This is a genomic window from Prevotella multiformis (assembly GCF_018127985.1).
GTDB lineage: Bacteria > Bacteroidota > Bacteroidia > Bacteroidales > Bacteroidaceae > Prevotella > Prevotella multiformis.
The window spans coordinates 980,001-998,420 of the sequence record NZ_CP072357.1; the positions used below are offsets into that span (position 1 = coordinate 980,001).

Genomic DNA, 18,420 nt, shown 5'->3' on the forward strand with positions numbered 1-18,420 from the left:
CGTTTATTTTCTCTTCCTGGAGGTACTAAGATGTTTCAGTTCCCTCCGTTCGCCTCACTGCATATGCAGTGATGACAGGCCTTCAGCCTGCCGGGTTGTCCCATTCGGAAATCCCAGGATCAACGGTCATTTGCACCTACCCGGGGCTTATCGCAGCTTATCACGTCCTTCATCGCCTCCGTGAGCCAAGGCATCCGCCATGCGCCCTTTCTTACTTTCTTCGCCTTCCCCGCGGAAAAACGCGGGGAGGCAGCTCATACTTTCAGCTGTCTTTCAGATTCCATCCGGGGGAAAGAACCCCCGGAGAACGCCGGACTCCGAAAGGAGACCGGCTCTGCTTTACAGTCTTGCCTGTGTCAATATGTCAAAGATCGTGTGGAAACGGCCGGAAGGGGACGCGGGGCGGAACCCTGCTCCCGGAGCCGGCCGGCCCCGCTGGCGGAGACGGAGGACTCGAACCTCACGCATGCGGGCCTCGTACCCGGACTCCTGGAAAAGGAAAAGACAGAGACAGAGCAGCACAGGAAGGGAAACGAACCCGAGACGCCCCCGTCGCCTGAAGCGGAAAGACGACCGCTCCAGAAAGGAGGTGTTCCAGCCGCACCTTCCGGTACGGCTACCTTGTTACGACTTAGCCCCAATCACCAGTTTTGCCCTAGGCCGATCCTCGCGGTCACGGACTTCAGGCACCCCCGGCTTTCATGGCTTGACGGGCGGTGTGTACAAGGCCCGGGAACGTATTCACCGCGCCGTGGCTGATGCGCGATTACTAGCGAATCCAGCTTCGTGGGGTCGGGTTGCAGACCCCAGTCCGAACTGAGACCGGCTTTATAGATTCGGCGCGCCTCGCGGAGCGCCAGCCCTCTGTACCGGCCATTGTAACACGTGTGTAGCCCCGGACGTAAGGGCCGTGCTGATTTGACGTCGTCCCCACCTTCCTCGCACCTTGCGGCGGCAGTGTCCCCGGAGTGCCCGGCATAACCCGATGGCAACTGGGGAGAGGGGTTGCGCTCGTTATGGCACTTGAGCCGACACCTCACGGCACGAGCTGACGACAACCATGCAGCACCTTCGCAGGAGTCCCGAAGGACCTCAACATCTCTGTATCGTTCTCCTGCAATTCAAGCCCGGGTAAGGTTCCTCGCGTATCATCGAATTAAACCACATGTTCCTCCGCTTGTGCGGGCCCCCGTCAATTCCTTTGAGTTTCACCGTTGCCGGCGTACTCCCCAGGTGGGATGCTTAACGCTTTCGCTTGGCCCCCGGCGCCAGGCGCCGAGAGCGGGCATCCATCGTTTACCGTGCGGACTACCAGGGTATCTAATCCTGTTCGATACCCGCACCTTCGAGCTTCAGCGTCAGTTGCGCTCCCGCCGGCTGCCTTCGCAATCGGGGTTCTTCGTCATATCTAAGCATTTCACCGCTACACGACGAATTCCGCCGGCGTTGCGCGTACTCAAGGGACCAGTATGCGCTGCACATCAGACGTTGAGCGCCTACATTTCACAACACACTTAATCCCCGGCCTACGCTCCCTTTAAACCCAATAAATCCGGATAACGCCCGGACCTTCCGTATTACCGCGGCTGCTGGCACGGAATTAGCCGGTCCTTATTCATGCGGTACCTGCAAAAAGGGACACGTCCCTCACTTTATCCCCGCATAAAAGCAGTTTACAACCCGTAGGGCCGTCCTCCTGCACGCTACTTGGCTGGTTCAGGCTTCCGCCCATTGACCAATATTCCTCACTGCTGCCTCCCGTAGGAGTTTGGACCGTGTCTCAGTTCCAATGTGGGGGACCTTCCTCTCAGAACCCCTACTGATCGTCGCCTTGGTGGGCCGTCGCCCCGCCAACCAGCTAATCAGACGCATCCCCGTCCGTCACCGCTAAAAAGCTTTACTTCACCTCGGATGCCGTCAGTGAAGGCCATGCGGTATTAGTCTGCCTTTCGGCAGGTTATCCCGCAGTGACGGGAAGGTTGGATACGCGTTACTCACCCGTGCGCCGGTCGACGTCCGAAGAGTGCGAGCACTCAACGCCGTTTCCCCTCGACTTGCATGTGTTAAGCCTGTAGCCAGCGTTCATCCTGAGCCAGGATCAAACTCTCCACTGTAAAATGTGATGACAAGACCGGACGACGGATAGCGGACAGGAGCGAAAGCCCCGTCCCGTCATCCCGGCCTCGGACAATCTCTGTCCCGGAACGCCTTTACCGAAATATCAAGCTCAAAGAGCACCTCGTTCAAAAAGCAAAAGGGCGAAACGGCGAAATGGCGGAAACCAGAAAGCCTGACCCTGATGCCGAATTGATCGGTTCGTTTCTTTTACCCGTCCGCACGGCATGCATGCCGCGCAGACGCTTCTTGTACTACTTCTCTGTCTATGTAAATCCTTTCAAAGAACTCTTTCTTTCTGTGCCGACGATACAAGCCGTGCGGCTCGTTTCGTAAAGCGAGTGCAAAGGTATAAAGAAAAAACATACGCGCCAAATGTTTCGGGGATTATTTTTCAAAAAATCTCAAAGGAGCCCGCTGCCTTGACGCAGATCAATCCAAATTTCACAAGAACGCCCTTACAAGCATCCGAGAGGATCCGAAGCCGGGAAAAGCAGAATAAAGACAGGAAGCAGCAGACAAAGCCTCCAGTCGCAAAATCGGAAACAAGGGAAGCTGCACGGCGACCTTCTACCGGACAGGCTGGCTGTAAATCAAAGCTGCCAGAGTCCGTTCTGCCTCAAGACAATCAACGCACGATATGTCGTGCTGCCATAAGCCACCCCTCAAGCAAGAAACGATATGCGCAGAACCGATCATCCTACCCCCAACAAATCTGAACCGGCAGCAGGCATATACTCTGACTCTTGGGCAAGACAAAGACCTACGGGCAGCTTACTCCCGCCTTAATCAATGAACACATACAAAACCACCCCCCGCAAAATGCTTATTACAAAAAGGAGAGGTTCCTATCTACCGGACACCCTTTACACCTGACTTTGTACAGCCTGTCAAGACACATTATATATATAGCTCGATCACGAACGATTTTACAGGACCTTTAAAAAACGTCCCTTTATTTTTAGTGAGTACCTAAAAGGCATCACCTTTATTATAGAGCTGTTCTTAAAAAAACACGTCGGTCTATCGTTGAAAGAACCCTGTCAACTCTTTGGTCCCTCTATGCCTTTATGCACCACCTTCTGCTTTCTCTTTCAACCGAACGTATGTCACATACCCATCGGGAAACATACCTCCACCCGTCCGACGAATACTCTTTTTGCAGACAGGCAAGGACATCTGCCCCTATGTCAGCTTTCATATAAACTTTTGACACGCCCTCTCTCGTTCGCTCCTTCAAGAAGAAAGCAGAATCCTCTCGCCCAAAAGGGAAAATCGGGTCAGTCCTAAAACCCAGTTGCAAGTCTATCCTCTTAAGCGCATAATTTCATAAGTATTTATTACCTTTGCATCATGAAGAGTGACCAACTATTACGTTGCATCTTTCCGGATGTACTTGCCGACTACTTTGATGTTGTCGATATTCAAGAGAGTGTTTCCCAGTTTGACTTTTGGCTTGACGAGCGTAACTTTATGGAAAAGTCAGACCATAAGCTAGGTACCGTAAGCAGTTATGGTTTTACCAGCGAGCGTGTAATTCAGGACTTTCCTCTTCGTGGCAAAGCAGTCTACCTCCATGTTCGCCGTCGCAAGTGGCGTGACAGTTCCAACGGAGAGATCTTTACTTATTCATATGATGACTTGACGGCTGAGGGCAGTAGACTATCCCCCGAGTTCGTTTCTTTTTTAAAAGAATAGAATTGAGTCCACTGCAGAGAGCATCGCAAGCATCGGTGCGCACTATGGCGTAAATGGCAAGCTGTTATCCACACAGTACAAGGAACATTTCAGTGATTATCGTAGCTGGGACCAGTTGGGGCATGCTCAAGACTGGCTGTTGTTTGAAAATAACATAGGTGAGAGTCTAAGTATTGATGAGACCTGTCTAAGCAGCGGCGAGGTTTATACTTTTCTGACCAACAAGGCGGGAAAGGGCAGAAATGGAACTTTAGTGGCTGTGGTTAAAGGGACCAAGGCTGAGGACGTCATCCAGGTTCTCAAGAAGATAAACCTTTCTAAACGAAAGACTGTCAAGGAGATAACACTCGATTTATCATCTTCTATGATGCGTATATCCCGTGCTGTTTTTCCCAAAGCACTTATTACCAATGACAGGTTTCATGTGCAGAAACTATATTATGATGCGCTGGATGACATGCGTATCGCTTACCGGTGGATGGCAAGAGATAAAGAGAATGAGGAGATAAAAGAAGCTAAAAGTAAGGGAAAGGAATATATACCATTTAGATACAGCAATGGTGACACGCGTAAGCAGTCGCTCGCCAGAGCAAAGTTCATATTGACCAAGCACAGGACCAAGTGGACTGAAGCACAGAAAGCCAGGGCGGAAATCATCTTTGAACATTATCCTACACTGGAAAAGGCATATGGTCTGGCTATGAAACTTACCGATATTTATAACATCAAGAGCATCAAGGATGCTGCAAGGCTGAAGCTGGCTAAATGGTTCAATGAGGTTGAAGAGCTGGGAGTGGACAATTTCTACACGGTGATTGACACGTTTGAAAATCATTATCAAACCATACTCAATTTCTTTGTAAACAGAGCTACAAATGCAAATGCCGAGTCATTCAATGCTAAGGTTAAGGCATTCAGGGCACAGTTCAGAGGAGTGACAGATATTCCTTTCTTTTTATATAGACTTATGAAATTGTGTGCTTAAGAGGATAGGCTTGCAACTGGGTTTTAGGACTGACCCGGAAAATCCAACCGAGGGAATTTTACAACCTGCCTATGCTAAAAGATAAATCTGCATCTTGTCAGCATGATGCAGACAAGATGCAGATTTATATATGCCCAAACGTTTCAGTTCCTATCAATGTAGCAGATACCACACTGCTTCACCAAAGCACTTCCCACAGAAATAAATCATATATACGGAAAATGCAGCCAAAATCCACCTATACCTCCGTGGACATCGCTGGAGAATCAAGGACAGAACGTCATTATTCATAATCAGATTACTTTGCCGACTTAGTCTCAGGAGCCTCACCGATGAGATCCATAAACTGATCAAGTTTCGGAGTAATGATAATCTGTGTACGACGGTTGCGCTGCTTGCCCAGTTCGGTATCATTCGTAGCAAGCGGATTGTATTCACCCCGTCCACCGGCAGTCAGCCGCTTGGGGTTGACACCGAAACGGTCCTGCAGATACTGTACGACCGAAGCCGCACGCAGACAGGAGAGATCCCAGTTGTTACGGATGTTCTTCATCTTGTCATTCGCCGTATTGATAGGCACGTTATCCGTATTGCCCTCTATCAGCACATCATAATCCTTGTAGTCGGTGATGATCTTGGCAATCTTGCTCAATGTCTGCTCGGCACGGTCATTCACTTCATAAGAACCGCTCTTATACAGCATATTGTCGGCCAGAGAGATATAAACCACGCCCTTCAACACCTGCACGTCGACCTCCTTCAGCTCCTCACGGCTCAGCGAGCGTGTAAGGTTATTGGTCAGCACCATGTTCAGCGAGTCGCTCTTCGACTTGACCTCCACCAGATGGCGGATGTACTGATTGCTCTCATTGATCTGGTCAACGAGTTTGGAAATGTTGATGTTATTTGAATTGGCGTTCCTCAAGCTGTTGTCAAGACTTCCCTGCAAAGCGGCAGCACTCTCCCTTGCCTGTGCCAACTGATCCTCCAGACTCTTGATCCGTGCGTTATTGGCGGCAATCGTCTCCTTGGCGCTCTGGTAATCCGCAGACAGCTGGTTGTTCTCTGCCCGGCAATTCTCCAGATCTTTCTTGCTGGCACAGCTGCTGAAAGCAAGTGTCCCTACGGCTAAAGCTACGATAAAAAGACTCTTTTTCATATTCTTCATTTTAGGTTCGTATTTTTAAAGTGCAGATTCGTGCCCTGTTGCGAAAGCAGAATATTCACAAGATGCACATATCTTTTGCAAAGATAGGATAAAGTCATGGAAAACAAAATGTCATGCGATGAGTTTAGAGATTTTTAACCTGAAATCGAGAAATAAAGAAAATATTTGATGAAAACATACAGAACTTACCACAGGAAGAGCCAATGTCCGTGACACATGGCCAACCATAAGAGGCCGGAAAACAAGACAGGTCCGGAAAAGGTATTTGACAGATTCTCCTTCCCGGACTGAATGCAGGAGGGACCGCATAGATGTAAGAAACAATCAGTATCGACCGGATTCATAGTCCTGGCATGATACAAAGACACACCTGATCTACTGCAACGGATCCTGGAAAAGCCCGGCTGTCATTCCTGACATTTGCGGTTGTTACTGTCCGGCAAAACTCAAACATCCCGTATATCAATGTGTAACGCTCTGTCAACCGGCAATCCCCCATTGACTTTGGAAGCTGGTCCGCCTCATCGAACAAAGTACGCCGGCCTTTGGCTTTTACAACAAAGCGGTTTCATCCGGGCAACGTACAGTAAGCATGCGAGCACACAGCACGACCGGTGTCAGGCATCGGCACAACTGGTGTCGGACATCAGCACGACCGGTGTCGGGGATCAGGCCACAGGAAGGAGGGCAGGCCTGTTGCAGCTGCGACCTTTACATAGAGAAGGGAGGGACGACCGCCTTATATGGGAAAGGAGTGCCGGACAGCAATCTTTTTATAACGATTACCCACTCCCCCACCCCATACCGTCCTGCCCCACCCCGCCTTTTTGGCTCTTCCGTTAAATACGTGGATGCTTTTCGTATAGCTTTCACGGAAAAACCGAAGTGATTCATTCAACAGAAACATAGCCCGGACCGTCAGCAGTCTATTCTTCTATCCTCCGATACAAAGACCTTTTCAATTTAACACGTTGGAAATACAGACAAGATTTTGAAAAGTCATCACATAATTTCAAACAAATCGCCTGCAAATAAGAAAAATCCGTTCCAAAAACAGGTTCGTAACCAGCAGTCAATCAATTGGTTACCAATCCATCCCCAAAAGGTGCCTGATTGGACTTCAAAAGGGCGTTGGTAACACGCTAATAGAGCACCTGTTGCAAGTCAATCAGGCCTCTTTCAGGAGCCAGAAGGGCATGTGTCAGCTTGGGTTGCATGAAAACAGTTTACAAACAGCGATGATATGGGAATAAGTTGTCTGTGGAAGACGGAAAGACAGGCTGATGGTCAGGTATCGTATCAATCTGCCTTTCCTGCATCTTATCTTTCAGTTCATCCTCCTTTTTAAGGCCATCTGGTTTTGGACAGTCATACCCTGCAAGTGCATAAGCCTTTATTCTCCAATCTACGCATTTAACGGAAGAACCGCCTTTTTCCATGTCCCTCAAATGAGCCAGGTTTGAGCATGGTTTTAAAACACCTTTCCAAAAAACACAGTGCAGAAAGATACTATCTCCAAAGAAAATCGTATCTTTGCAAACAAAGTAACACCAATTTTTATATAAAGGCTATGATTCTTTTCTTCAGAACTCAGTCCAAGAGCGTGATTGCTACAGAAGTCAACCATGCGCTGTCCCATGCGGAAATCAACGAACTTTGCTGGCTCTACGGCGATGCCGTCTACCTGCAGGATGCACAGGCGCTGCCGGGCTTCTATGTGGGGCCACGCCGTGAGATGATTACTCCTTGGAGTACGAATGCCGTCGAGATTACTCAGAACATGAGCCTTGACGGCATTCTGCGTATAGAGGAGTACTTCCCTGTAAGCAGCAAGGAAGCCGACTACGACCCCATGCTGCAACGCATGTACGACGGTCTGGACCAGACGATATTCACAGTCAACCACGAGCCGGAGCCTATCAGGCACGTTGACAATCTGGAGAAATTCAACGAAGAAGAGGGTCTGGCACTCTCTCCAGAGGAGATGGAATATCTCCACAAGATTGAGAAGCAGAACGGTCGCCCACTCACCGATTCTGAAGTCTTCGGTTTCGCACAGATCAACTCCGAGCATTGCCGCCATAAAATCTTCGGAGGTGAGTTCATCATCGACGGCAAGGTGATGGAAAGCAGCCTCTTCAGCCTCATCAAGAAGACTACGAAAGAGAATCCTGGTAAGATTCTTTCAGCCTATAAAGACAATGTTGCTTTCGCACAAGGTCCAGAAGTCGAACAGTTTGCACCAGCCAACCAGAGCACATCCGACTATTTCCGAGTAAAGCCGATCGAGAGTGTTATCTCTCTGAAAGCCGAGACCCACAACTTCCCAACTACCGTTGAGCCATTCAATGGAGCAGCGACTGGTACGGGTGGTGAGATACGCGACCGTATGGGCGGCGGTGTCGGCTCGTGGCCTATCGCTGGAACTGCTGTATATATGACCGCTTATCCCCGCTTGAAGGAAGACGACGGCAGTACACCAGCCCTGCGCGATTGGGAGGATATTCTGCCAGTTCGCCAGTGGCTCTATCAGACACCGGAGCAGATTCTCATCAAGGCATCTAACGGTGCGAGCGATTTCGGCAACAAGTTCGGTCAGCCGTTGATTACGGGTTCACTGCTCACCTTCGAGCATCAGGAGAATGGCGAGAAATATGCTTACGACAAGGTGATTATGCTTGCTGGTGGTGTAGGCTATGGAACCAAGCGAGACTGCCTGAAGGGCGAGCCACAAGCTGGCAATAAGGTGGTTGTCGTTGGTGGTGATAACTACCGCATCGGACTTGGCGGTGGTTCTGTATCATCAGTTGATACTGGCCGTTACTCAAATGGTATTGAGTTGAATGCCATACAGCGTGCCAACCCGGAGATGCAGAAACGTGCTTACAACCTCGTGCGTGCATTGGTAGAAGAAGACAACAATCCAGTTGTTTCTATCCACGACCACGGTTCTGCTGGACACCTGAATTGTCTGAGCGAGTTGGTTGAAGAGTGTGGTGGTAAGATTGACATGACACAGTTGCCAATCGGCGACAAGACTTTGAGTGCCAAGGAAATCATTGCCAACGAGTCACAGGAGCGCATGGGCTTGCTCATTGACGAGAAGCATCTCGACCACGTGAAGAAGATTGCTGAGCGTGAGCGTGCACCGATGTATGTTGTCGGTGAGACCACAGGCGATGCCCACTTCTCGTTTGTCCAGGGTGATGGTGTCAAGCCATTCGACTTGGACGTGGCGCAGATGTTCGGTCATTCTCCAAAGACAATCATGACAGATGAGACCGTTGAGCGCAAATATGAGAATGTTTCTTATAGTATAAACAAGGTGGAGGAATACCTCCAGCGCGTGCTTCAGTTGGAAGCTGTGGCCTGCAAGGACTGGCTGACCAATAAGGTTGACCGCTCTGTCACAGGTAAAGTTGCCCGCCAGCAGTGTCAGGGTGAGATTCAGTTGCCACTCTCTGACTGTGGTGTTGTAGCCTTGGATTATCGTGGTCATAAGGGTATTGCTACCGCACTCGGTCATGCGCCACAAGCAGGACTCGCATCACCAGAGGCAGGCTCAGTCCTTTCAGTAGCCGAGTCATTGACCAATATCGTATGGGCACCATTGGCAGACGGCATGGACAGCTTGAGTCTTTCAGCCAACTGGATGTGGCCTTGTCGCTCACAGAAGGGTGAGGATGCTCGTCTTTATAGTGCGGTTAAGGCACTATCAGACTTCTGCTGCGCTATCGGTGTGAACGTTCCAACGGGTAAAGACTCACTTTCTCTGACCCAGCAATATCCTAACGGCGACAAGATTATCTCTCCGGGAACCGTCATCGTGACCAGTGGTGGTGAGGTGAGCGATGTGCGTCAGGTGGTTTCTCCAGTACTTGTCAACGACAAGAACACCCGTCTCTATCATATCGACTTCAGCTTCGACGAGCAGCGTTTGGGCGGTTCAGCCTTTGCCCAAAGCCTCGGCAAGATTGGTAGTGACGTTCCGACAGTGAAAGAACCACAGTACTTCTGCGACTGCTTTGATGCCGTACAGGAGATGATTCGCCGTGGATGGATACTCGCGGGACACGACATTTCAGCAGGTGGTTTGATTACAACATTGCTTGAGATGACCTTTGCCAATGCTGAAGGTGGCCTGCATATCAACCTCCACGACATCAAGGGTGACGATGTTATCAAGAAGCTCTTTGCAGAGAATCCAGGCGTCGTAATCCAGGTTGCTGACGAACATAAGGAAGAAGTCAAGGAATTCTTGACAGAAAACTGCATCGGCTTTGCCCGCATCGGCACACCAAGTCCAGACAAACGCACCCTCAGTATTGCTGATGGTGACTGGAAAAAGGAGTTCAACATTGACGCACTGCGTGACACGTGGTACAAGACTTCCTATCTGCTCGACCGCAAACAGAGCAAGAACGGCATGGCAAAGAAGCGCTGCCTGAACTACAAGAAACAGCCGGTGGAGATGAAGTTCAAAGCTGACTTCACTGGTACACTCCAGCAGTATGGACTCGATGCAGACCGTTGGAAGACTTCAATACCTAACACTCTGCACCCAACACCAAAGGCAGCTATCATTCGTGAGAAGGGTACCAATGGTGAACGTGAGATGGCTTACGCACTCTATCTGGCTGGCTTTGAGGTGAAGGACGTGATGATGACCGACCTTATCACTGGTCGTGAGACCTTGGAAGAGGTGAATATGATTGTCTTCTGCGGTGGTTTCTCCAACTCTGACGTACTCGGTTCGGCGAAGGGATGGGCTGGTGCTTTCCTCTATAATCCAAAGGCTAAGCAGGCACTCGACCGCTTCTATGCACGTGAAGATACACTCTCATTGGGTATCTGCAACGGCTGTCAGTTGATGGTGGAACTGAATCTCATCAACCCGGAGCACAAGCACCGTGCCCACCTCTGCCACAACACCAGCAAGAAGTTTGAAAGTGCGTTCCTGAATCTGACCATTCCGCAGAACAACAGTGTGATGTTCGGTTCTTTGAGCGGCAACAAACTCGGCATCTGGGTGGCACACGGCGAGGGCCGGTTCTACCTGCCGGAAGCCGAGGACAAGTATAACATCATTGCCAAATACAACTATGCGGAGTATCCGGGCAACCCGAACGGTTCGGACTACAACGTAGCCGGCATCTGCTCTGCCGACGGCCGTCACCTTGCCATGATGCCCCACCTGGAGCGTTCCGTCTTCCCCTGGCAGCAGGCATGGTATCCACGTGAACGCCGCCAGGAGGAGGTGACACCATGGATCGAGGCGTTTGTCAATGCCCGCAAATGGGTGGAGAGCAAGCTGTAAGGCCTGTCCCATACCTCCGGGACATTCCTTCCCTCTGAACAGATTACAGACAACATGGAAATCTCCTTCGTCCGTCCATTGACACCCAAAGGGACTAGGACGGACGAGGGGATTTATCATTTCATCTACTTCCTTTCAATCAGAAATCCTGTGCAAAAAGAAAACATTTCCCCAATATCCGGCCATCATCCCCCGTCATCCTTCTACTGGGATGCCTTCAAGACCTTTTTCAAAATCGGAGCTTTTACCCTTGGAGGCGGCTATGCCATGCTGCCTATCGTCCAACAGGAGGTCGTGGAGAAAAAACGATGGATTCCCCAGGACCAGTTCATCGACCTTATCGCCATTGCGCAGAGTTGCCCGGGAGTTCTCGCTGCCAACATCAGCATTTTCGTGGGGTATAAGATACGGAAGCTGCCCGGTGCTCTCTGCACCTGCCTGGGAGCGGTTCTCCCCTCTTTTCTCATCATTCTCTGCATAGCACTCTTCCTTCACCAGTTCATGGACATCCCCTGGGTAGCGGCCATGTTCCGCGGCATCCGTCCTGCCGTAGTGGCGTTGATAGCCGTCCCTACCTTCCAGCTGGCAAAAGAAGCACGCATCACCTTGACCACCTGCTGGATTCCCCTTGCCACGGCACTCCTCATCTGGCTCCTGGGGGTAAATCCGGTATATGTCATCCTTGCAGCAGGAGTCGGCGGGTTTCTCTATGGGAAATACATCCGGCCGACAGAGTAGAAACCTCCTGCAGCCCCTCCGGCCGACAGTCGCCGGCCGAAGGGAAATACAAGGAAGGGCGAGCGTGTTTCTGACGACAGGCAATGCTCTTGGACTCCCAGTCTTACAACAAACAACAACATGATATACTTACACCTCTTCTATACTTTCTTTCTCATCGGACTCTTCGGATTCGGCGGAGGATATGGGATGCTGTCGCTGATACAGACCGAGACCGTCCTGAGACACCACTGGCTCAGCTCCGCGGAGTTCACGAACATTGTCGCCATCTCACAGATGACACCGGGTCCCATCGGCATCAACTCCGCCACCTACTGCGGATATACTGCCGTACACAACGCCGGCTTCGGCGGAGGAATGGCGGTCTTGGGAAGCATCACCGCCACCATCGCCATCGTTCTGCCCTCCCTGATACTGATGGTCCTGATCAGCAGGATGTTTCTGAAATACATGAACAATCCCATCGTCCAGTCGGTTTTTGCAGGACTGCGCCCCGTCGTCGTCGGTCTGCTGGCCGCCGCCACTTTATTGTTATGCAATGCCGAGAACTTCTCTGTGCCCTCCGTCAATCCCTGGCAGTTCTGCATCAGTCTGTTCCTCTTCGCTGCGACCTTTGCCGGTACGATGTGGATGAAGATCAATCCCATCCGGATGATCTGTTATGCGGCCTTTGCTGGATTGGTGCTGCTGTATTAGAAAAAAAGCCTCACCCCCGGCCCCTCTCCGAATGGAGAGGGGAGTAGAATGCACCGTTCGCAAGCGACTTTGCAGACGATGCGTTACCTTATCCTTTACCGGCCAACAACCTTTCAATAAAACACTATAAACCACAAAAATCACGCAATACCTGCGATGACAAGTATTGCGTGATTTCGTATCGAGATGCTGTCAACGGACTACTTCTAGGAAGGTTGATCCGGCAGATTCCTATTTGTGCTTACATAAAATAACCGTTCGCAAGCGACTTTGCAGACGATGCGTTACCTTATCCTTTGCCGGCCAACAACCTTTCAATAAAACACTATAAACCACAAAAATCACGCAATACCTGCGATGACAAGTATTGCGTGATTTTGTATTGAGATATTGGTAACTGACTACCTCAATGAAGTTAATCCAGCTGACTCCTGTTTGTTCTTACATTATATGCAGCCAACGGAGGATGTCGTTGAGGTTGGCAAATATCATAAGGAGGATCAGCAGGGTGATGCCGACATACTCCGCACGTACCATGAATTTCTCTGACGGTTTGCGGCGGGTAATCATCTCGTAGAGCAAAAAGACCACGTGACCGCCATCAAGTGCCGGGATAGGCAGAATGTTCATGAAGGCGAGGATGATGCTCAGGAAGGCCGTCATCGACCAGAACATGTACCAGTCCCAGTAAGGCGGGAAGAGACTGCCGATAGCCCCGAAGCCTCCGATGCTCTTCGCACCGTCAGCCGAAGCGAGGTAACGGAAGTTGCCGACATAGCCGCGCAGCACGTTCCAGCCGTGCTTGATACCGGCCGGGAAACTCTCGAAGAAGCCATATTTCTCCTGCACTGGTTTGTAATAGGTGGCAAGCGTCGCCTGAAGAACACCCAGTTTGAGGTCGGGTGTCAGCACCATCTTCACAGTATCGAGTTTCTCCACGCCCTTGTGCTGTACGGTCAGGACCACCGAGCGGGCCGCCAGCGAATCCTTGTGCGTATTCTTCACGGACATGACATCATCGAGCACGCCCATCTGATAGTTCATGTCGCTCCATGTCTCAATCTTCTTGCCATTGACCGTTCTGATGAGGTCACCCGCCTTGATGCCCGCCCTGGCAGCAGGCGAACCGCCCATCACACTGTCGACCTGTGCCGGGATGAACGGCTCGACGAAGTAAGGACGTGTCTTGATCATCGGCAGCATATCCATGTCGCCGGGCAGCGCAATGCTGTGCTTCTTGCCGTTACGCAGTACATCAACACGTTTCGCCTGGGCTATCTGGCGGAAGAAGTCGCCGTTCACATTGGCATATTCACGGAAAGGTCCCTGGTCCGTCCCGAGCATGACATCATGGTCGCGGAAGCCCAGTGCCTTGGCATCAGCATTGAAACGCATACCCATGCTCATGTCCGACACCTTGAAATAAGAATCACCCCAGGTGAACATGATCATCGAATAGATGAAGAGCGCAAGGACAAAATTGACCAGCACGCCACCCACCATGATCAGCAGCCGCTGCCATGCCGGCTTGGTTCGGAACTCCCAAGGCTGCGGCTCTTTCTTCATCTGCTCGGTATCAAGACTCTCGTCAATCATACCGGCAATCTTGCAGTAGCCGCCCAGCGGCAGCCAGCCCATGCCGTACTCGGTATCGTCCTTTTTCGGCTTCCAGCTGAAGAGCTTTCCTTTCCACTTCCCGATGTTCACATCGAAGAAGACAAAGAACTTTTCGACACGGACACCGAAGAGTTTCGCAAAGAACATATGTCCGCCTTCGTGAAGCAGGACAAGCAGAGAGATTGCCAGAACAAACTGTAGCAATCTGATCAGAAATGTTTCCATTATCTATTTACAACTTATTGATTATTCATAATATCCTGTGCCACACGGCGTGCCTCGGCATCCGTCTGCACGTAAACCTCATAGTCGGGATTGCTGTCGAAGGCAACCTGCTGCATGGTCTGCTCGATGATGTCGCCCATGGCGAGGAACGAGCACAAGCCACGCCGGAAGCCCGCATTGACTATTTCGTTGGCCGCATTGACAATGCACGGCATATTTCCGGCCTTGTTGATTGCCTCGTAAGCCATGGCAAGACACTTGAACTTTTCCACATCCGGCTCGAAGAACTCCAGCGACTGGCGGAACAGGTCGAGACGGTCGCCGTTCAGATGCAGCCGTTTCGGGAACGAGAAAGCATACTGAATGGGCAGACGCATATCGGGAACCCCCAGCTGCGCCTTCACACCACCGTCACGGAACTGCACCGCACTGTGGACGATAGACTGCGGATGGACGAGTACCTGTATCTTATCGGCCGGTACACCGAAGAGCCACTTCGCCTCTATCACCTCAAAGCCCTTGTTCATCAGCGATGCGGAGTCGATGGTGATCTTGGCCCCCATGTCCCATGTAGGATGCTTCAGGGCATCAGCGGCAGTGACCGTCTTCAGCTGATCGTGCGTAAACCTGCGGAAAGGACCGCCCGAACAGGTGAGCAGAATCTTCTCAATCTCGTTGCCGTCCTCGCCGACAAGGCTCTGGAAGATGGCACTGTGCTCGCTGTCAACCGGCAGGATAGGCGTATGATACTGCTGTGCCAGCTGAAGAATCAGCTCACCGGCAACGACGAGCGTCTCCTTGTTGGCAAGGCAGATTCTCTTCTTCGCCTTGACGGCATGGATGGTCGGAGCAAGACCGGCATAGCCCACCATCGCCGTCAGCACCATGTCAATGGAAGGGGATTCGACGATCTCTTCCAATGCCTTGCTGCCACAATACACCTTTACATCGGGCATATCGGCCAGTTCTTTTACCAGAGGTTCATAGAAAGTCTCGTCGGCAATGACCACGGCGGCGGGATGGAAACGGCGTGCCTGAGCAGCAAGCTCTTTCCAACGGCGGTTGGCCGTGAGTGCATAAGCCTCATAAAGGTCGGGGTGCTGGCTGATTACATCCAGTGCCTGCGTACCGATGCTGCCCGTCGAACCTAATATACAGATTTGTTGTTTCATTCTATTTTTTACAAAGTAAATCAAAGATCAAGCAGCCCGGCAGGAATGCGCATTGCAATCGTCTGCTTTTCTGCATCTACCTTCACTATCAGGTCTGTACTGGCAGGAATCAATCGTTCTTCATCTTCCGGTGTCATCACCTCAAGGAGCGTATTGATTGTCGTTTCATCGATTGAAACAATCCTGCCGACAGTCTTTCCCGTAGCCTTATCTACCAGGGTATAGCCAACGACTTGTGCCCATGAAACCTCAGCAGTTCCTTCTTCTGCAAGTTTGCGCGGAAAGTAAACCTCACTTCCCGTCAGTTCACGTGCCTGTGCCTCGGTATCGACATCACAGAACTTCATCAGGACTACTTCGTCCGAACGGAAGCGGTATTCCTCCATGAAGAAAGGCACAAGTATTCCATCTATGTCCAATAGCAGATAATCGGCATCAACGGCATCAAACACATCATCGGAGAACTGCATCTGCAGCTCTCCGTGTACGCCGTGCGGTTTCCCGATGCGGCCGACTTTATAGACCTCTTCTTTCCTTATCATCTTTTTCTGTTAAATCAGCGGTCCTGATACATGATAGCTTACTTCAATCCCCAATTGTGCATTATGAAGAAAGGGGTCGACCTATTTGCGGAAAACCGTCTACCCTTTTGCGAAAACAGGTAGACCCTTTTTGTCTGGAGCCTATAACACGCTTGGTCAAGGAATAGGTTTCACAAGGCTATGAGGCTAACATATTTCGGCTCTGCGGATCTTTGCCCCCAATGCGTTCAGGCGTGCCTCGATGTTCTCGTAACCGCGGTCAATCTGTGCGATGTTGTCAATGCGGCTCGTGCCTTCCGCTGTCAAGGCTGCAATGAGCAAGGCGATGCCGGCGCGGATGTCAGGACTTGACATACGTCCGGCACGGAGTCTTTTTCCGTTGTCGTGTCCGACAACTACGGCGCGGTGAGGGTCACAGAGAATAATCTGCGCCCCCATGTCGATGAGCTTGTCGACGAAGAACAGCCGGCTCTCAAACATTTTCTGATGGAAAAGTACGCTGCCCTGCGCTTGAGTCGCCACAACGAGAAGCACGGAGATGAGGTCCGGTGTCAGTCCCGGCCAGGGCGCATCGCTGATGGTCATAATCGTTCCGTCAATAAAAGAATCTATCACGTAATGGTCCTGGCGGGGAATGATGAGGTCATCTTCATCCTCAATGATCTGAACGCCCAGCCGACGGAAGGTATCGAGAATCGGGCCGAGGTTGGGAATCGATACATCCTTGATTCGTACGCCGTCTCCCACCATAGCTGCCATTCCGACAAACGAGCCGACCTCTATCATATCCGGGAGAATCCGGTGTTCTGCCCCATGCAGCGTCTTCACACCCTCTATGGTAATCAGGTTGCTGGCTATACCGCTGATTTTCGCACCCATCGCATTGAGCAGGTGGCAGAGCTGCTGGATATACGGTTCGCAGGCAGCATTGTATATCGTCGTTGTCCCCTCCGCCAGCACGGCAGCCATGATGATGTTGGCCGTACCCGTCACCGATGCCTCGTCCAGCAGCATATAAGTGCCGACAAGGCGGTCGGCCTGTATCTCGTAGACATCACGGTTCTCGACACGTCCGAAGTGTGCCCCGAGGTTCTTGAAACCCAGGAAATGCGTATCGAGACGGCGGCGGCCGATTTTGTCCCCCCCCGGCTTGGCTATCGTCGCCTTGCCGAAGCGGCCTAACAGCGGACCAATCATCAGTACGCTGCCACGCAGGGACGAGCATTTCTTCACGAAGCCGGTACTCTCCAGATAGTCAAGGTTCACATCGTCTGCCTGGAAAGAGAAGTCGTTCGGAGCGAGCTTTCTCACCTTCACGCCGATGTCCTGCAGCAGTTTGATGAGGTTGTTCACATCAAGGATGTCCGGAACATTACGGATGATGACCTCTTCCGTCGTCAACAGGGTTGCACAAATGACTTCCAAGGCTTCATTCTTCGCACCTTGCGGGGCAATCGTGCCACTCAGCCGATGTCCACCTTCAATGATAAAGGATTCCATGTTCGTCGTCTTACTTTTTCTTCTTGTTACGAGGCTGGGCAAAATCACGGGCATTGATTCTCTCGAACTTGAAAGTATCAAGGTCGAGCTGAATCTTTCCATCGGTGAAACGGGCAAGGTCTGACGCCACTTTCTCGTCGTCGCTCGAGCCGTGCCCCCACTGCATCAGACTGCGTTTCATCTGATTGGCGACAGAACGGACGAAAGCATCCCGCCGTTCACCGGGCTCCATGGTCTTCAGCTGTTCGAAAGCTTCAAAGAGCAGCTTGCCGTAATGTCTCACGGGAATCTTCGACATGGGATAGGTCATCGGCTCCGGCTTCGTGGCGATTTTCAAGGCCTGCGATACGTCGCAGGGATAGTCTATATCCAGCTTGAAATTGGCCATCAATGCCAGATGGTCCCAGAGTTTCTCCATGTGGTCGTAATTTCCACGGTTCTGGGCATTCATCCTGTCCATAATGGCGACAATGGCTTCTGCACACCGCTGACGCTCTTCCTTGGTAGGGAGCGTCACGGCATAATCTACCATGTTCTGTATTTCTCGCCCATACTGTGGCAGTATGAGTCTCTCGCGCTGTGTGTTGTAATCTAATCCGGGTATGTTCATTGGGTGATGGGTGATGATAGGCGATGAATAAGATAAT

Annotated in this window: 11 protein-coding genes and 2 rRNA genes (1 of these 13 cut by a window edge); 5 read left to right on the top strand and 8 right to left on the bottom strand. The window is 51.2% G+C overall.

Annotated features, from left to right (window positions below; translation table 11 throughout):
- Together J4864_RS04080 and J4864_RS04085 are read right to left on the bottom strand one after the other, a co-directional pair.
- A 23S ribosomal RNA gene (locus J4864_RS04080) occupies nucleotides 1–221 on the bottom strand (it extends 2,681 nt beyond the left edge of the window).
- Nucleotides 222–582: 361 nt separating this feature from the next.
- Nucleotides 583–2,114 (bottom strand): 16S ribosomal RNA (locus tag J4864_RS04085).
- Together the 16S and 23S rRNA genes form the textbook arrangement of a ribosomal RNA operon.
- Nucleotides 2,115–3,468: 1,354 nt before the next feature.
- Here J4864_RS04085 and J4864_RS04090 point away from each other — a divergent pair.
- Nucleotides 3,469–3,813 carry an ISAon1 family transposase N-terminal region protein gene (locus J4864_RS04090; protein ID WP_040555206.1) on the top strand — a complete coding sequence of 115 codons (345 nt, stop codon included), beginning with the start codon at nucleotides 3,469–3,471 and terminating at the stop codon, nucleotides 3,811–3,813.
- Between the two features lies 1 nt (nucleotide 3,814).
- Entirely contained in the window at nucleotides 3,815–4,798 is a 984-nt protein-coding gene (locus J4864_RS04095) for an ISAon1 family transposase (RefSeq protein WP_449579658.1), read from the top strand.
- A 298-nt stretch (nucleotides 4,799–5,096) separates the two neighbouring features.
- Here the strand turns inward: J4864_RS04095 and J4864_RS04100 are convergent, their stop codons facing one another.
- On the bottom strand, nucleotides 5,097–5,957 hold the full coding sequence (locus tag J4864_RS04100) for an OmpA family protein (RefSeq protein ID WP_211814610.1): 861 nt from the start codon (nucleotides 5,955–5,957) through the stop codon (nucleotides 5,097–5,099).
- Nucleotides 5,958–7,536: 1,579 nt separating this feature from the next.
- On the opposite strand from J4864_RS04100, the gene purL reads away from it, so the two are divergent.
- The 3 genes from purL to J4864_RS04115 all read left to right on the top strand — a co-directional run bounded on the left by purL (nucleotide 7,537) and on the right by J4864_RS04115 (nucleotide 12,717).
- A complete protein-coding gene (gene purL, locus J4864_RS04105) occupies nucleotides 7,537–11,283 on the top strand; it encodes a phosphoribosylformylglycinamidine synthase (protein WP_211813737.1) in 3,747 nt (1,248 codons plus the stop codon).
- 150 nt (nucleotides 11,284–11,433) lie between these two features.
- The gene (locus tag J4864_RS04110) at nucleotides 11,434–12,021 is read left to right on the top strand and encodes a chromate transporter (RefSeq protein ID WP_211813738.1); all 588 of its coding nucleotides are present in this window, start codon (nucleotides 11,434–11,436) and stop codon (nucleotides 12,019–12,021) included.
- 120 nt (nucleotides 12,022–12,141) lie between these two features.
- A complete protein-coding gene (locus tag J4864_RS04115; RefSeq protein WP_007368931.1) occupies nucleotides 12,142–12,717 on the top strand; it encodes a chromate transporter in 576 nt (191 codons plus the stop codon).
- A gap of 441 nt (nucleotides 12,718–13,158) precedes the next feature.
- Here the strand turns inward: J4864_RS04115 and rseP are convergent, their stop codons facing one another.
- From rseP to J4864_RS04140, 5 genes are all read right to left on the bottom strand, one after another.
- Entirely contained in the window at nucleotides 13,159–14,559 is a 1,401-nt protein-coding gene (gene rseP, locus J4864_RS04120; RefSeq protein WP_211813740.1) for an RIP metalloprotease RseP, read from the bottom strand.
- 14 nt (nucleotides 14,560–14,573) lie between these two features.
- Nucleotides 14,574–15,731 (bottom strand): 1-deoxy-D-xylulose-5-phosphate reductoisomerase, encoded by a 1,158-nt coding sequence (locus tag J4864_RS04125; protein WP_211813741.1) that lies wholly within the window; start codon nucleotides 15,729–15,731, stop codon nucleotides 14,574–14,576.
- A gap of 20 nt (nucleotides 15,732–15,751) precedes the next feature.
- Nucleotides 15,752–16,273: a ribosome maturation factor RimM gene (gene rimM / locus J4864_RS04130; RefSeq protein WP_211813744.1), complete on the bottom strand. Its 522-nt coding sequence runs from the start codon at nucleotides 16,271–16,273 to the stop codon at nucleotides 15,752–15,754.
- 186 nt (nucleotides 16,274–16,459) lie between these two features.
- Nucleotides 16,460–17,773 carry a UDP-N-acetylglucosamine 1-carboxyvinyltransferase gene (gene murA / locus J4864_RS04135; RefSeq protein ID WP_211813745.1) on the bottom strand — a complete coding sequence of 438 codons (1,314 nt, stop codon included), beginning with the start codon at nucleotides 17,771–17,773 and terminating at the stop codon, nucleotides 16,460–16,462.
- A 10-nt stretch (nucleotides 17,774–17,783) separates the two neighbouring features.
- Complete coding sequence (locus tag J4864_RS04140) at nucleotides 17,784–18,383, bottom strand: DUF4290 domain-containing protein (protein WP_007368936.1); 600 nt, start codon at nucleotides 18,381–18,383, stop codon at nucleotides 17,784–17,786.
- Nucleotides 18,384–18,420 lie beyond the last annotated feature (37 nt).

What these genes read in the sequence shown, in the direction of transcription:
- rimM (WP_211813744.1), bottom strand. Translation starts at nt 16,273, where the DNA reads ATGATAAGGAAAGAAGAGGTCTATAAAGTCGGCCGCATCGGGAAACCG.
- murA (WP_211813745.1), bottom strand. Translation starts at nt 17,773, where the DNA reads ATGGAATCCTTTATCATTGAAGGTGGACATCGGCTGAGTGGCACGATT.
- J4864_RS04125 (WP_211813741.1), bottom strand. Translation starts at nt 15,731, where the DNA reads ATGAAACAACAAATCTGTATATTAGGTTCGACGGGCAGCATCGGTACG.
- J4864_RS04140 (WP_007368936.1), bottom strand. Translation starts at nt 18,383, where the DNA reads ATGAACATACCCGGATTAGATTACAACACACAGCGCGAGAGACTCATA.
- J4864_RS04100 (WP_211814610.1), bottom strand. Translation starts at nt 5,957, where the DNA reads ATGAAAAAGAGTCTTTTTATCGTAGCTTTAGCCGTAGGGACACTTGCT.
- rseP (WP_211813740.1), bottom strand. Translation starts at nt 14,559, where the DNA reads ATGGAAACATTTCTGATCAGATTGCTACAGTTTGTTCTGGCAATCTCT.
- purL (WP_211813737.1), top strand. Translation starts at nt 7,537, where the DNA reads ATGATTCTTTTCTTCAGAACTCAGTCCAAGAGCGTGATTGCTACAGAA.
- J4864_RS04115 (WP_007368931.1), top strand. Translation starts at nt 12,142, where the DNA reads ATGATATACTTACACCTCTTCTATACTTTCTTTCTCATCGGACTCTTC.
- J4864_RS04090 (WP_040555206.1), top strand. Translation starts at nt 3,469, where the DNA reads ATGAAGAGTGACCAACTATTACGTTGCATCTTTCCGGATGTACTTGCC.